We start from the raw sequence: 14,682 nt of genomic DNA, 5'->3' as shown, positions 1-14,682 counted from the left end.
CGACACGCGGATGCCATGCGCGGGCGTCGGCGTGTTCTGGACACTCAACCCGGAAGACCGGGAGCGGGCAGGGTGTCAGCGGGCGTCGCGGAGCTTTGCGGTCAGGGCGTGCAGCTGCGCGAGCTCGGCGTCGTCGAGGCGTGCCATGCGGTCGGCGATCGAAGTGGCGTGCGTCGCGGCGAGGCGCCGGAACGCGACGGCGCCGGCCTCGGTGGCCGTGACGAGCGAACCACGGCCGTCCTCGGGGTCGGCGCACTTGGTCAGCAGGCCGCGCGCGACCATGCGCTCGACCAGACGTGAGACGCTCGGCTGGCTGATGAGCATGTTCGCGGTGACATCGCGCAGCCGCGCGGTCATCGCCCGGCCGCGCGTCACCGTGAGGAGCACGTCGTATTCGGCCTGCGACAGTTCCGCGCACTCGAAGTCGGTGCGCAGGTCGTCGAACACCTCGTGTTGCGCGCGGAACAGGCTCTCCCAGGCCTGGACGGCGAGGCGACGATCGGTCATGACTTCAGCGTAGAGCCGTCCGGCCCGCGCGCGGACTCGCGCGGATAGCACACGCGGGTTGCGAGCCGAGTCACCCGCCGGTCACCTGCCGGGTCAGTCTGGTTCACCGTTCCGGTCACCCGGGCTCCTAGGGTCGGGCCGTTCCCCCGATCGAAGGTGGCTCTTCCATGCGCTCTCCGCGTCCCCGTCTCCTCTCCGCCGCTCTCGCGACCGTGCTCGTCGCTGGAGGGGTCCCGACCCTGGTCGCTCCGGCCGCGCACGCCGCCGAGGCGTCCTCCCGCGTCGTCGTCACCGAGATCCTCGCCGACACCACCGGCGTCGACGACTTCGAGTACGTCGAGATCCACAACATCTCGGATGCCGCCGTCGACCTCGGGGCATCGGGGATCACGTTCGCGTACTCGTACGACGACTCCACCGACCGCACCCGCGACGTCGCCCTCGAGACCGAGCCGCTGGTGCTGGCCGCGGGCGAGACGGCCCTGCTGTGGGTCAGCTACACCTCGGGGTCGGTGAACGCCTCGGCCAAGTCGGTCGCGGAGTTCCGCGCGTTCCACGCCGTCGCAGACGACGTCCAGGTCGTACGTCTCACGGGGCAGCCGGGTATCGCCAACGGCGGCAACCGTGGCATCCGCGTCGTCGAGAACGGCGAGCTGACCTCGTGGTCGCACGCGCCGGCCGGGGGCTTCGGTGTCGGCCTCGCCACCCACTTCCGCCTGGCCGCCGACACGGCGCAGGCGCGCCTCGACGTCCTCGGCGTCAACGCCGCGCCGACGCCCGGCTCGGTGCTGCCGGAGCAGGTCGGCGGCTCCGCGCCCTCGCCGTCCCCCGAGCCCACGTCCACCCCCACGTCGACGCCGACCGTCACCCCCACGCCGACGTCCACCCCGACGCCGACCGCCACCCCCACGCCGACGTCCACCCCGGTCCCGACCACTCCGGCACCGTCCCCGACGGCGACCGCCCCGGGTGAGCCGCTCCTCGCGGGCGCGCCGCTGCAGATCACCGAGGTGCTGCCCGACTCGACCAACGTCGGCGGCTCGGACGGCTACGAGTTCATCGAGGTCTTCAACGCCACCGATGCGCCGATCGACTTCTCCGACTACGCCATCGACTACCTCTACCCCGTCGAGGGCACGGTCAGCCGCTGGCCGGCCGTCCCGTCCGACGTGGTCATCCCCGCGCGCAGCGCCCTGGTGTTCTGGATCAAGAACGGCGCGAACGACGCCCTGACCGCCGCCGACTTCAACCGCCAGTTCGGCACCGATCTCGTCGCCGGTGTGTCGCTCGTGGAGATCTCCTCCGCCGGTATGGCCAACGGCAGCCCGCGCGGACTGCAGGTGTCCACCAACACCGGGTACGCCGTGAGCACCGCCTTCTACAACCTCGACGGCCGCGACGACACGCAGGCCGATCGCGGCATCCGGTACACCGCGACCGAGGATGCCGGTCGCCAGCGGATCGTCGACCTTGCTCCCGCGACCCCCGGTGCGGCGCAGAGCGACCAGGTCGCCGAGGAGCCCGTCCGGACCCCCGTGGACACCGTGGCACCGACGGTCACCGACCGCACCCCGGCGGAGATCGTTCCCGGGCAGGACTTCGTCATCGACCTCGCGCTCGCCGACGACGTGCAGGTGCGCACCGCCACTCTCGAGCTTCGCAACGACGTGGATGCCGAGACTCTGCGCGTCAACCTGAGCGACGCCGGCGACGGCGCCTTCCGGCACACGGTGAAGGCGGTCGACCTCACGGGCAAGCGCTGGTACGCGTACACCGTCACCGCGACCGACGGCGTCAACACGACCACGAGCCCGGAGCGACGCGTCAACGTCGCCGGCACGTCCGATGACCCGGTACGTCTCAACGTGACGGACGGCCAGTTCGTCCGCGGCGAGACCGAACTCGTGGCATCCGGAGACGCCTACCCGAGCCCGCTGTCTCTGTCGGTCGACGGGAAGACCGTCGAGACGACGCCGAGCCTCGAGGCGCGGCCGGTGTTCGTCTTCGAGACCACCAACGTCAACTACTACTTCAAGAACGGCGTGCGCATCGGCGACGACGTCCTCGCCATCTTCGACAAGGGCACCGTGGGCTGGGAGACCATCGCGACGCCGGTCCCGCTGGAGTACCTCGAGCGCGGCGGAGACGTCACGGCCAGCGTGTGGGCGGGCACGAAGAAGGCGCCCGAGATCGACCCGGACGAGAACAACGACGACTTCGAGATCCGCGGCATGCGCCTGATCCTCCCCGACGGCCGCACCCTCACCCCCGCGGGGTACGACGACCCCACGGCCGTCCTCCGCATGGGCGACAGCGCCGGAAAGCTCGACTTCTACGACGCGCGGTTCACCGTTCCCGAGGACGCGTACTCGGCCGTGGCGCACGCGTGGGACACCACCGCGCGGACCGACGGTCCGGCCGAGATCGCCGCGACCGACGGTGAAGAGGTCGTCACGCGCACGGTCCGGGTGGACAACACCGCGCCGACGGTGACCTCGCGCATCCAGGACGGCACCGCCTACCGCGGCACGATCGACATCGACGCCGAGGTCGTCGACGACGGGTCCGGTGTGGCGGAGGTCGTCGCCCGACTCGACGGTGCCGAGATCGCGCTGCCGTATCAGACCTCGTCGGTCGCGCTCGCCCCGGGCGATCACTCGCTCGAGATCGCCGCGACCGACACCGTCGGCAACGCCACGACCTGGACGGCCACGTTCGAGACCTACGCGGAGCAGCCGGCCGCCGGGCTCCTGGCTCCCGCCGAGGGTGCGGAGGTCACGGCGGGTGACGTGACGCTGCAGGCCAAGGTCGAGGACCCCCAGGGCGACACCCTCGACGTCGCCTTCCTCGAGGGGCGCCGCCTCGACCTCGCGGACGGCGACGTGACCGTGCAGTCGGGCACGGTCTCCGATGCGGCATCCCTCGACCGCACGCAGCCGCAGACGCTCTCGCGTGCGCAGGTCGAGACGCTCGCCGCCGTGGACGGACTGTCCGACGACGTCACCAGCTCGGAGGCGTTCCCGTATCAGCTGTTCGAGGTGGCGGTGGATGCCGCCGACGCCGGCGCCGATGTGCGCTCGACGTGGTCCGGGCGCGCGAACGCGGGTGCCTCGGTGATCCTGTCGGTGCAGCGTCCCGACGGTTCCGGCTGGGACGAAGTGGACCGGCACGTCGCGGCCGCGGACGACGAGGCGTTCGACCTCGACGGTGTCGTCGGCGTCGACGAGTACGCGGTCGACGGCGCCGTGCGCATGCTCGTGCAGCACTCGGAGGGCTTCGCGGCTCCCGATCGCAGCTCGCGTGACACGGCGGTCGCACCGCACAACGTCGACGACGTTCCGCGCTCGGAGTACGACTTCACGTTCGGGTGGGAGTCGGACACGCAGTACTACAACGAGAACGAGATGGCCGGGGAGCCCTACAAGCACCAGGAGGCGATCCACTCGTACTTCCTCGACCGGCGTGACGAGCTGAACCTGCAGTACGTCATCCACACGGGCGACATCGTGGACGACTACGACGTGATCCCGCAGTGGGAGCGGGCCGACGTGCAGTACGACCGTCTGGACGAGGCGGGGCTTCCCTACGGCGTGCTGGCGGGGAACCACGACGTGGGTCACGACGTGGGCGACTACACCAACTACGGCACCTACTTCGGCGAGGACCGCTTCGCGCAGAACCCCTGGTACGGCGGAAGCTACGAGAACAACCGCGGTCACTACGACCTCGTCTCAGCCGGCGGCATCGACTTCCTCATGCTGTACACCGGGTGGCTGCCCGATGACGCGTCGATCGCGTGGATGAACGACGTCCTGAAGCGCTACCCCGATCGCGTGGCGATCGTCGCGCAGCACGAGTTCATCCTCACCACCGGTGGACTGGGTGCCATCCCGCAGCGCGTGCTGGACGAGGTCGTGGCTCCGAACCCGAACGTGCGCATGGTCATGTCGGGCCACTACCACGACGCGTTCCTGCGCACGGATGCGTTCGACGACGACGGTGACGGCGTCGACGACCGGACCGTGTACTCGATGCTGTTCGACTACCAGGGTCTCCCCGAGGGCGGCCTCGGCTACCTGCGCCTGCTGCACTTCGACAACGAGGGCGAGCGCATGATGGTGCGGACCTACTCGCCGTCCCTCGACCGGTACAACTCCGACGAGCCGAGCCTGCTCGGCCCCGCGGACGACCCCTACGCGCAGCAGGAGTTCGAGCTGACCTACGACCAGCTCGGCATCCAGCCGATCGAGCGTACGCTCGGCACCGACGCGTTCTCGGCCGAGGTACTCGGTGGCACCGAGATCGCCGCGTTCGCGGATGTCGCCAGCGGCACGATCCTGTCGGCATCCTGGCCGCTGACCGAGGCAGGCGAGTACGGCTGGTATGTCCGCTCGAGCGACCCGTACGGCGCCGTGGACTACTCGCGGGTGGCGCTGTTCACGGTGCGCGCCGCGCCGGTCGAGCCCGAGGAGCCGGGCGAGGAACAGCCGGGCGACGGGCAGGAGGAGCCCGGTGACACCGGTGGGGGACAGGGCAGCGGATCGGGCTCGGGCTCGAGCGGCGCGGGTTCCCCGGCCGCCGGCGACGCGGGGTCCGATGACACCGGCGGGGGAGCGCTCGCGGTGACCGGGGCGAATGCCGGAACGCTCGCTCCCTGGGCGCTGGGAGCCCTGCTGCTCGTCGCCGTCGGGATCGTGATCCGGCGTCGATCGCGGCGCAGCTGAGGCGGGGGCGCCGGTGCGAGAGCATCGGCGCCTCGCTCCGTTAACGGGGCAAGGGCCGGTCGAAGCGGCATCCGACCGGCCCTCTGCACCAGAGTGTCCTGCAATCACATGTCGGTAGCCGCCACAGCAAAACGGTTACCGCGCGATGACTCTATAACGGTGAGGTAACGGAACGGAAGGGGTTCCGTGATCTTTTCGTGACGAACGGGGCGCCTGGCAGCCGGTGTCTCAGCGACCGCGGACGTGGTTCCACTGCGTGATGACCTCGGATCCATGCTCGAATCCGAGCTCGCTGACCGCCGACGTCCCCAGCACGAAGTAGCGGCCGCCCGCGGCGGTCAGGCCGAGCCAGACGCCCGCGAGGGCACGCAGGAAGTGCGCGTGCGAGAAGACCAGCACCTGCTCCCCGGCTCGCACGCGGGGGCTCAGCTCGTCGAGCAGGGACTGGGCGCGCGCGGTGACCTGTTCGACGCTCTCGCCCGGGGTGGCGCCCGCGGGGGCTCCCGCCTGCCAGATCGTCCATGGCCGCCCGAGTCGTTCGACGATCTCGGGCGTCGTAAGGCCCTCGTACGCGCCGTAGTCCCACTCCACCAGGCGCGCATCGGGTCGGGCGTCGGGGTAGCCCGCGCGATCGGCGGTCTCGACCGCCCTCCGCAGCGGGCTCGTGAGGACGAGGTCCCACCGCCGGGTCGCCAGGAGGGTGCCGGCGAGCTCGGCCTTGTAGGCGCCCGTCTCGGTCAGGGGGATGTCGGTCAGGCCCGTGTGGCGACCGGTTCGGCTCCATTCGGTCTCGCCGTGGCGCACGAGCACGAGGCGCCCGTCGGGATCGGTCAGCTCGGCGTCTTTCACGAGCCCATCCTGCCGTCATCGGCGGGCATTCGGGGTCCTGGCCGCAAAAGACGAAGGGCCGGTCGAGGAGTGTCGACCGGCCCTTATCCCTGCACCAGAGTGTCCTGCAATCACATGTCGGCAGCTGCCACAGCAAAACAGCTACCGTGCGATGACTCTATAACGGTGAGGTAACGGAGCGGAAGGGGATGCCGTTATCTTTTCGTGATTCACAGGTGGCGCTGGGCGCGCGCTCGGCGTCCGCCGAGCTCGCGCGCATTCGTCAGCGCGCCACTTCGCGCTCGCGTCGGACGTCCGGCTCCGGGGCTGTGACGGGAAAGAGCCGACGTCGCAGCCACAGCGCGACGTAGACGAGCCCGATGAGCACGGGCACCTCGATGAGGGGGCCGACGATGCCCGCGAGGGCTTGTCCGCTGGTGGCTCCGAACGTGCCGATGGCCACCGCGATGGCGAGCTCGAAGTTGTTGCCGGCCGCAGTGAAGGCGAGCGTCGTGGTCCGCTCGTAGGTCAGTCCGATGATCTTTCCGGTGCCGAAGCCGATGAGGAACATCGCGAGGAAGTAGGCCAGCAGGGGCAGCGCGATGCGGGCGACGTCGAGCGGGCGCTCGATGACCTGCTCGCCCTGGAGCGCGAAGAGCATGACGATCGTGAACAGCAGGCCGCCGAGGGCGAGCGGGCCGACGCGGGGGAGGAAGGTCGTCTCGTACCAGGCGCGGCCGCGGCGACGCTCGCCGATCAGCCGCGAGAGGTAGCCGGCGACGAGAGGAATCCCGAGGAACACCAGCACGCTCAGGGTGATCGCCCACAGGGAGAACTCGGCGCTGGTGGTCGGCAGTCCCAGCCAAGCGGGGAGGATCTGCAGGTAGAACCATCCGAGCGCGGCGAACGCGATCACCTGGAAGACGGAGTTGATCGCGACGAGGAAGGCGGCCGCCTCGCGATCGCCGCACGCGAGGTCGTTCCAGATGAGAACCATCGCGATGCAGCGCGCGAGGCCGACGATGATGAGCCCGGTGCGGTACTCGGGGAGGTCGGGCAGAAGGACCCAGGCGAGCGCGAACATCAGGGCGGGGCCGACGAGCCAGTTCAGGACGAGGGAGGATGCCAGCAGGCGCTTGTCCCTCGCGACGATCGCGGCATCCGAGTACCGCACCTTGGCCAGAACCGGGTACATCATCACGAGGAGTCCGACCGCGATCGGGATGCTGATCGTTCCGATCGATGCCGCGTGAAGGAATTCCCCGAAACCCGGGGCGAAGACCGCAAGGGTCAGACCGGCGCCCATCGCGAGCAGGATCCAGAGCGGCAGAAGCCGGTCGAGGGCTCCCAGGCGGGCAGGGGTGGGTGTCGCGGTCACGTCGCTCCTCTATCGATAGACAAGTATCGATATGGACCCTATCAATACATTGACGCTCGTCGATGCATTAGGCGCCCTTCGGTATCCGTGTAGGGGCGATCGGGTTGGGGTGTGGAAGTGGTTGCTCTCGTTCACCGCGCGTTCAGATAGATCAGCTTCTATACCAAACGGATAGAAGCTCATCTATCTGGATGGGTCGTGCGTCGACTCGTCCTGGCGCCCGCACCGGGCACGAAGGGAAGCGCACTCGTGAAGAAGAACACAGCAAAGTTCGCCGCCGTGGCGACGCTCGCCGCCGCCGCTCTGGCTCTGAGCGCATGCGGCGGTCAGGCTGCCTCCAGCCCCGCTCAGGGAGAGTCCGCCGCGGGAGGGGCGGGTGGCTCGGTCACGACCGATGGATCGTCCACGGTCGCGCCTCTGACCGAAGCGGCCGCGGATCTCTTCCGCGAAGAGGACCCGTCGGTCAACGTCTCGGTCGCCACCTCGGGCACGGGCGGCGGCTTCAAGGCCTTCTGCGCGGACGAGACCGACATCTCGAACGCCTCGCGCCCCATCAAGGACGAGGAAGCCGCCGAGTGCGAGGCGAACGGTGTGGAGTACACCGAGATCGTGGCGGCGAACGACGGCCTCTCGGTCATCCTGAACCCCGAGAACGACTGGGCGACCGACCTCACGCTGGAGCAGGTGGCCAAGATCTGGGCTCCCGAGTCCGAGGGTGTCGTGAACAGCTGGTCCGACGTCGACCCCAGCTTCCCGGACGTCCCGCTGGTGCTGTTCGGAGCCGGCACCGACTCGGGGACGTTCGACTACTTCACCGAGGAGGTCAACGGAGAAACCGGCGCGATCCGTACCGACTACAGCCCGTCGGAGGATGACAACATCACCATCCAGGGTGTGGCGGGCGACCGCGGCGCGATCGGCTTCCTCGGCCTCAGCTACGTCGAGGAGAACGAGGGGACGATCATCGCCGCCTCCATCGACGGCGTCTACCCGAGCACCGAGACGGTGCAGGACGGCACGTACACGCCTCTCGGGCGCCCGCTGTTCATCTACGTCAAGAACGCGGCGTACACCGACAAGCCGCAGGTGAAGGAGTTCGTCGACTTCTACGTCGCCAGCTCGGCCGAGATCGCCGACCTCGCCCTGTTCGTCCCGCTGACGGAGGAGCAGATCGTCACGGCGCAGGAAGAGCTCGCCTCGCTCGGCTGAGCGAGACCTTGCGGAGACTCTCCATGACCGTTGTCACCTCCACGGCCGGGGACTCGAGGACGACCTCCTCGGGCCCCCGGCCGCGCTCCCCCTTCGCCGGGCGCCGCCGTCCCGGCGAAGCCGTCATCAAGCTCGCTCTCCGGCTGGCCGCCGTGCTCACGATCGCGACCACGATCGGCATCCTCTTCGCCCTCGTGATCCCGTCCGCGGCGTTCTTCGCCGAAGTTTCGGTCGGAGACTTCCTGTTCGGCACCCGCTGGGCTCCGCGCTTCGCGGATGCCTCGTTCGGCGTCGTGCCGCTCGTCTCGGCGACCCTGTGGACGACAGCGATCGCATTGCTGGTCGCGGTGCCCTTCGGGCTCGGCGCCGCCATCATGCTGGCCGAGTACGCCCGGCCGCGCACGCGGAAGATCCTCAAGCCGATGCTGGAGATCCTCGCGGGCGTGCCCACCGTCGTCTACGGATTCTTCGCTCTGCAGTTCGTTCAGGCCACGGTGCTCCGCGACTGGCTGCAACTCCCCACGGGCGCTTTCAGCGTGCTTGCGGCGGGGCTCGTCATGGGCGTCATGATCATTCCGACGATCGCTTCGATCTCGGAGGACGCGATGTCCGCGGTGCCCGGTGCGCTGCGTCAGGGCAGCGCCGCTCTCGGCGCGAACCGGATGCAGACCACGCTCCGGGTGGTGTTCCCGGCTGCTCTGTCAGGAATCGTCGCGGCCGTCGTGCTCGGGGTCTCCCGAGCGGTGGGGGAGACGATGATCGTCGCGATCGCGGCCGGCAGCCAGGCCAGGATCGTGACGAACCCGATCGAGCAGGGGCAGACGATGACCGGGTTCATCGCCAACGCCGCGCTCGGCGATTCCCGCGTGGGGAGCCTCGAGTACAACACCCTTTTCGCAGTGGGGCTCTTGCTGTTCCTCATCACGCTGGCGATGAACTTCATCAGCATCCGGTTCGTCCGCCGCTTCCGAGAGGCCTACTGATGATCTCCCTCACGCACCGCACCACATCCGAGACCGTCCGGGCCTCCACCCCGTTGGGTTCGGGAACCCCCGGTGACCGCAGGCCCGGGCCGATGATCTTCCTCATCCTGCTCTGGCTGTCGCTGCTGGTCGCCTTCGGCGTCCTCGTCACGCTCCTGGTCACCATCCTCGTCGAGGGGTGGGCGAGGCTGACGACCCCGTTGCTGACGGAGTACCCCTCCGCGTCGCCGGAGACCGCGGGCGCCCGCCCCGCCATCCTCGGTTCCGCCTGGGTCATCGCCACCACGGCGGTGCTGACGCTTCCGCTCGGTATCGCCGCCGCCATCCACCTCGAGGAGTTCGCCGACAAGAAGCGCTGGTTCAACCGGCTCCTCGAACTGAACGTGCAGAACCTCGCGGCTGTCCCGGCGATCATCTACGGACTCCTGGCCCTCGGGTTCCTCAGCATGCTGCAGGTTCAGAACAAGAACATCGTCATCGGTGGCGCGGTCGCGCTGTCGCTGCTCATCCTGCCCGTCATCATCATCTCCACGAGAGAGGGTCTGCGCGCGGTTCCGAGTGAGATCCGAGACGGCTCCCTCGCCCTGGGCGCCACGAAGTGGCAGACCGTGTGGAGGCAGGTGCTCCCGGCATCCGTGCCCAGCATCGCCACCGGCTCGATCCTCGCCCTCTCACGCGCGCTGGGAGAGGCGGCGCCGCTGCTGGTCCTGGGCGCACTCGTCTACATCACCTTCGATCCCAACGGTCTGATGAGCGGGTACACCACGCTTCCCATCCAGATCTTCAACTGGACCGGCCGTCCGCAGGCGGGCTTCCACGAACTCGCCGCCGCCACGAGCGTCCTCCTGCTGGGAGTTCTCCTCCTCATGAACGCGCTGGCCATCTTCATCCGCAACAAGTACCAGAAACGGTGGTAACCATGAGCGACTCGATCGTCCCGTCCCCCGAGGCGTCTCCTCACCCCTCCTTCCGCTCTCCTGCCGCGAACACGAGCGTGAGCGCATCGCCGAGCGGTCTGATCCGTTGCGAAGCCGTCGACGTGTTCTACGGCGACTTCCGTGCGGTGACCGACGTGAACCTGAGCTTCGGCAAGAACGAGATCACCGCGCTGATCGGCCCCTCCGGGTGCGGGAAGTCGACTCTCCTGCGCTCCTTGAACAGAATGAACGACCTCGTCGACGGTGCGCGCGTGGAGGGTCGGATCCTGTTCCAGGACGACGACATCTACGCCAAGAACGTGGACCCGATCGAGGTGCGCCGTCGGATCGGCATGGTGTTCCAGAAACCCAACCCGTTCCCGAAGTCGATCTACGACAACATCGCGTACGGGCCCCGCGTGACGGCGATGAAGGTGTCGAGCATGGACGACCTCGTCGAAGAGGCACTGACCAAAGCGGCTCTGTGGGACGAGGTGAAGGACAAGCTCAAGCAGTCGGCCTTCGGATTGTCGGGCGGGCAGCAACAGCGTCTGTGCATCGCCCGCACGATCGCCACTCAGCCCGACGTGATCCTCATGGACGAGCCCTGTTCGGCCCTGGACCCGATCGCGACCATGCGCATCGAAGACCTCATGCACGACCTCCGCCGGGACTACACGATCATCATCGTCACGCACAACATGCAGCAGGCCGCGCGGGTGGCGGATCGGACTGCGTTCTTCACCGCCCTCGCGGACGAGACCAGCGGAGACCGCACCGGAGTGCTCGTCGAGTACGCCCCGACGGCGGAGATCTTCGAACATCCGAAAGACCAGCGCACCGAGGACTACATCAGCGGCAGGTTCGGGTGACCACGCTCGCCGGGCCGGTGCGCGGGGCGGCGCGGATCGTCGTCCTGTCGTCAGACCCCCACGTCGTGAGAGGCAGCACCGCGGAGTTCCGGCACTTCGGCGCGTCGCTCGTGCTCCGCGCCGACGTCGTGAGCGCACTGACGGAGGTCGTCCGCGATCCGGACACGATCCTCCTGGTGTGCTCGGATGTCGACTGCCAGGACATGGCGTCCGTCCTCGAGCTCGCGCTCGCCACGTCGCGGTCGACCGTCCTCTTCGGGGTCCACCCGGCGGGCGGGCTCGGCGCGCTCGGCACCGCGGTGGCTGCGGGCGTCGGCGGGATCGTGGATCTACCCGTCACCCCTGAGCGCCTGGTCGCCGCGTTGCGCGACCTTCCGGTGCCGACCACCGACCTGCCCGGCCCGGTGACCGTCGGGGGGCTGGTCGTGGATCGGTATCGGCACCGCGTCGAGCTGTTCGGGACGCCCATCCCGACGACGCCGCGGGAGTTCGACATCCTGCTCGCCCTCGCGACGTCATATCCGGGAGTGGTCACGCTCGACCGACTCGCGGGGGGCCGCGGGCGCGGAGCCGGGCATCGTGCGTCCGTCCGCGTCATGGTCGCCGGCTTGCGATCGCGGTTCTCTGCCCTGGCGGGAGTGGCGCGCGATGCGGTCATCGAGACGCAGCGCGGTGTCGGCTACCGACTGGGCCCCTGAGGAACCAGGTCCATCTCCGTCAGAAGCGATTCGACGTGCCGACGGATTCGATCCCTGACGCGGCGGAGTCCTCGGTCGTCCAGAGCCAGGGGGTCCTCGAGGTCCCAGTCCATATAGCGGCGGCCGGGATAGACCGGGCACGCGTCCCCGCAGCCCATCGTCACCACGTAGTCCGCTGCCTGCACGACCTCGTCGGTCAGGGGCTTGGGGTACTCGTCAGGCATCGGCACACCCACGTCGGCCAGGGCCGAGACGACACGCTCGTTGATCTCCGCCGCGGGCTGCGAACCTGCGGTGCGGACATGGACGCGATCGCCGGCGAGGTGACGCAGATACGCCGCGGCGATCTGCGATCGGCCGGAGTTCTGCACGCACACGAACAGCACCTCGGGCGTGCCTCGCAGCATCAGGCCCCTCGCCGACGCGAGCGCGTCGAGGCGGTCGGCGGCGTACCGAGCCGTCAGGGAGGGCAGGTGCGACTTGACCCGGGCCCTCTGGCTGAGCAACAGGAAGCTGTCGACCACGTACTGCGACACCGTCTCCTCGCTGAAGGTGGAGGAGAACCGATAGGACAGGTCTTTCGCGACGGAGGCGATCGACGCGGGTAACGCGGCGACGGCGGGCTGGTCATCGGGGAGGGGGAGAGCGGGCGCGTCGCCGACGAGGAGGCGGCCGAACCTCACCCACGACGTCGCGGGAAGGACGACGTCGTCTGCGCCGTCGGCGTGGATGATCTCCGCGGCTGTCAAGCGAGCCACAGCGTCCGCGACCTCATCGGTGGGCGCGTGCAGCAAGGTTGCGAGGTCGTCGACAGGAGCGCCCGCCGCGAGTGCGCTGAGGACCCGCAGGGCCAGCAGATCGCCGAGCACGGCGGCCTGCGCGGCGCGCTCGCGCGCGGCTCGGTCGTCGAGAGGGCGCCCGACCCGGTGGCCGGAGTCGCCGGTCACCGCAGCAGATCCTCGATGGCACTCCGCCGGGACGGGGTGACGGAGAGCCACACGAACTTGCCCTCCGGTTCTCGCTGCAGCAATCCATCGTCGACGAGGATGCGGACGTGGTGCGTGACGGTGGGCTGCCTGAGACCCAGGGCTTCGGTCAGCTGTCCGACGGTCGCGCGCTCGCCCTCCGAGTCCAGGACGACGCTCAGGATCTGCAAGCGCGTGGGATCGGCCACGGCTCGCAATGTGCGAGCCAGGTCTTCCGCCGCCGACCGCTCCAGCGGCGCGCCCGCACCAGCGGCGGCGGGACCTCCGGATGAGCGCATGGCGCCATCGTACCGGAGGATAGATCGCCATCTATGAAAATCGTAATGGGCGGCCGGCGCCCTGCCGCCGGGGCTCGGCGAGTCACCGTCCGTTCACCTGGCGTTGGGCTGCCATGCATAGACGACTCTCTATGCTTCAAGTCACAGGAAGTGAGAATGCCATGTCCGACACCCCCACCGTCCTTTTCGTCTGCGTGCACAACGCGGGTCGTTCGCAGATGGCGGCCGGCTACCTCAAAGAACTCGCGCAGGGCCGCATCGAGGTGCTGTCGGCCGGCTCCGCGCCGAAGGACGAGATCAACCCGATCGCGGTCCAGGCGATGGCCGAGGAAGGCATCGACATCGCCGGCAACACCCCGAAGGTGCTGACCGTCGAAGCCGTGCAGGAGTCCGACGCGGTCATCACCATGGGGTGCGGCGATGCCTGCCCCATCTTCCCCGGCAAGCGTTACGAGGACTGGGAGCTGGACGACCCGGCCGGGCAGGGCATCGAGGCCGTCCGCCCCATCCGCGACGAGATCCGCCGACGTGTCGAGGTGCTGATCGGCGAACTCCTCCCGGCGGGCGGTGTCGCATGACCGGGCGGAAGGGGCAGGACGGCCTTCTCGCTCCCGACTCGGTCCTGCACCGTGCGGCGGAGCGCCTCGCCGTCCAGTTCACCGGAATGGTGGGAGCCGAGACGGTCGAACGCGTCGTGTTCGAGTCGTACGCCGCGCTCGCGCGCACAGCGAGTGTGTCCACCCACCTGCCGTCACTGGCCGAGAAGTTCTCCCGAGACCGGTTGACCGCACTGGCGCAGTCCCGGGGGTTCCTGCCCAAGCCCGTTCCCGAGGTGTTGTACGTCTGCGTGCAGAACTCCGGCCGCTCCCAGATGGCTGCGGCACTCACGCGACACCTCGCGGGAGACCGTGTGCACGTGCGCTCCGCAGGATCTCAGCCGGGTGAAGGCATCCTCGCGGTCGTCGTCGAGGCGCTCGCGGAGAAGGGCATCGACGTCCACGAGGAGTTCCCGAAGCCGCTGACCGACGATGTCGTCCGCGCCGCGGATGCGGTCGTGACCATGGGCTGCGGCGACGCGTGCCCGGTCTACCCCGGTAAGCGCTATCTCGACTGGGATCTCGCCGATCCCGCGGGGCTCGACCTCGCGGCGGTTCGCGAGATCCGTGACGACATCGAGGCGCGCGTGCGGCGTCTGCTCGAGGAGCTCACGACCTCGGGCGCCTGAGCCGCGGATTCCCGCGACCATGGCTGCGTTCGGCGGCCAGCGACTGCCCGTTTCGAGCAGTTCCTCCCGCACCGCCC

At 69.0% G+C, this 14,682-nt stretch carries 13 protein-coding genes; 8 read left to right on the top strand and 5 right to left on the bottom strand.

The annotated features are described in order from the left end of the window. Positions 1–75: 75 nt before the first annotated feature. Entirely contained in the window at positions 76–507 is a 432-nt protein-coding gene (locus P5G46_RS06490; protein ID WP_239277768.1) for a MarR family winged helix-turn-helix transcriptional regulator, read from the bottom strand. A 167-nt stretch (positions 508–674) separates the two neighbouring features. On the opposite strand from P5G46_RS06490, the gene P5G46_RS06485 reads away from it, so the two are divergent. Next, positions 675–5,231: a lamin tail domain-containing metallophosphoesterase family protein gene (locus P5G46_RS06485; protein WP_408905242.1), complete on the top strand. Its 4,557-nt coding sequence runs from the start codon at positions 675–677 to the stop codon at positions 5,229–5,231. A gap of 228 nt (positions 5,232–5,459) precedes the next feature. Here the strand turns inward: P5G46_RS06485 and P5G46_RS06480 are convergent, their stop codons facing one another. Together P5G46_RS06480 and arsB are read right to left on the bottom strand one after the other, a co-directional pair. Beyond that, positions 5,460–6,080, bottom strand: a complete 621-nt coding sequence (locus P5G46_RS06480) for a histidine phosphatase family protein (RefSeq protein ID WP_239277273.1) — start codon at positions 6,078–6,080, stop codon at positions 5,460–5,462. 262 nt (positions 6,081–6,342) lie between these two features. Further along, a complete protein-coding gene (gene arsB, locus P5G46_RS06475; RefSeq protein ID WP_375095276.1) occupies positions 6,343–7,437 on the bottom strand; it encodes an ACR3 family arsenite efflux transporter in 1,095 nt (364 codons plus the stop codon). A gap of 198 nt (positions 7,438–7,635) precedes the next feature. On the opposite strand from arsB, the gene P5G46_RS06470 reads away from it, so the two are divergent. From P5G46_RS06470 to P5G46_RS06450, 5 genes are all read left to right on the top strand, one after another. Beyond that, positions 7,636–8,646, top strand: a complete 1,011-nt coding sequence (locus tag P5G46_RS06470) for a PstS family phosphate ABC transporter substrate-binding protein (protein ID WP_239277272.1) — start codon at positions 7,636–7,638, stop codon at positions 8,644–8,646. Between the two features lie 23 nt (positions 8,647–8,669). After that, a complete protein-coding gene (pstC, locus tag P5G46_RS06465; RefSeq protein WP_239277271.1) occupies positions 8,670–9,629 on the top strand; it encodes a phosphate ABC transporter permease subunit PstC in 960 nt (319 codons plus the stop codon). After that, complete coding sequence (pstA, locus tag P5G46_RS06460; RefSeq protein ID WP_239277270.1) at positions 9,629–10,546, top strand: phosphate ABC transporter permease PstA; 918 nt, start codon at positions 9,629–9,631, stop codon at positions 10,544–10,546. The genes pstC and pstA overlap by 1 nt, the downstream gene beginning before the upstream one ends. A 98-nt stretch (positions 10,547–10,644) precedes the next feature. Next, complete coding sequence (pstB, locus tag P5G46_RS06455; protein WP_239277275.1) at positions 10,645–11,418, top strand: phosphate ABC transporter ATP-binding protein PstB; 774 nt, start codon at positions 10,645–10,647, stop codon at positions 11,416–11,418. Further along, positions 11,415–12,116 (top strand): winged helix-turn-helix domain-containing protein, encoded by a 702-nt coding sequence (locus P5G46_RS06450; RefSeq protein WP_408905241.1) that lies wholly within the window; start codon positions 11,415–11,417, stop codon positions 12,114–12,116. Before pstB ends, P5G46_RS06450 begins: the two co-directional genes overlap by 4 nt. Here P5G46_RS06450 and P5G46_RS06445 read toward each other — a convergent pair. Together P5G46_RS06445 and P5G46_RS06440 are read right to left on the bottom strand one after the other, a co-directional pair. Further along, positions 12,098–13,063, bottom strand: coding sequence for an arsenate reductase ArsC (locus tag P5G46_RS06445; RefSeq protein ID WP_239277268.1), 966 nt, complete (start codon positions 13,061–13,063; stop codon positions 12,098–12,100). The two genes, P5G46_RS06450 and P5G46_RS06445, sit on opposite strands and share 19 nt — an antisense overlap. Then, a complete protein-coding gene (locus P5G46_RS06440; protein WP_239277267.1) occupies positions 13,060–13,380 on the bottom strand; it encodes an ArsR/SmtB family transcription factor in 321 nt (106 codons plus the stop codon). The genes P5G46_RS06445 and P5G46_RS06440 overlap by 4 nt, the downstream gene beginning before the upstream one ends. A gap of 161 nt (positions 13,381–13,541) precedes the next feature. Here P5G46_RS06440 and P5G46_RS06435 point away from each other — a divergent pair, with 161 nt between their 5' ends. Both P5G46_RS06435 and P5G46_RS06430 read left to right on the top strand, forming a co-directional pair. After that, positions 13,542–13,958, top strand: a complete 417-nt coding sequence (locus P5G46_RS06435) for an arsenate reductase ArsC (protein ID WP_408905240.1) — start codon at positions 13,542–13,544, stop codon at positions 13,956–13,958. Beyond that, on the top strand, positions 13,955–14,605 hold the full coding sequence (locus tag P5G46_RS06430; RefSeq protein WP_375095278.1) for an arsenate reductase ArsC: 651 nt from the start codon (positions 13,955–13,957) through the stop codon (positions 14,603–14,605). Before P5G46_RS06435 ends, P5G46_RS06430 begins: the two co-directional genes overlap by 4 nt. Positions 14,606–14,682: the final 77 nt, after the last annotated feature.

The organism is Microbacterium mcarthurae (assembly GCF_046064585.1).
Taxonomy (GTDB): Bacteria; Actinomycetota; Actinomycetes; order Actinomycetales; family Microbacteriaceae; genus Microbacterium; species Microbacterium mcarthurae.
The sequence above is the reverse complement of the archived record's forward strand: the minus strand, read 5'-3'. Positions and strand labels throughout refer to the sequence as shown.

Excerpts from the sequence above, each read along its gene's own strand:
- pstA (WP_239277270.1), top strand. The coding sequence starts at position 9,629 with ATGATCTCCCTCACGCACCGCACCACATCCGAGACCGTCCGGGCCTCC.
- pstC (WP_239277271.1), top strand. The coding sequence starts at position 8,670 with ATGACCGTTGTCACCTCCACGGCCGGGGACTCGAGGACGACCTCCTCG.
- P5G46_RS06430 (WP_375095278.1), top strand. The coding sequence starts at position 13,955 with ATGACCGGGCGGAAGGGGCAGGACGGCCTTCTCGCTCCCGACTCGGTC.
- P5G46_RS06490 (WP_239277768.1), bottom strand. The coding sequence starts at position 507 with ATGACCGATCGTCGCCTCGCCGTCCAGGCCTGGGAGAGCCTGTTCCGC.
- P5G46_RS06435 (WP_408905240.1), top strand. The coding sequence starts at position 13,542 with ATGTCCGACACCCCCACCGTCCTTTTCGTCTGCGTGCACAACGCGGGT.
- P5G46_RS06485 (WP_408905242.1), top strand. The coding sequence starts at position 675 with ATGCGCTCTCCGCGTCCCCGTCTCCTCTCCGCCGCTCTCGCGACCGTG.
- P5G46_RS06440 (WP_239277267.1), bottom strand. The coding sequence starts at position 13,380 with ATGCGCTCATCCGGAGGTCCCGCCGCCGCTGGTGCGGGCGCGCCGCTG.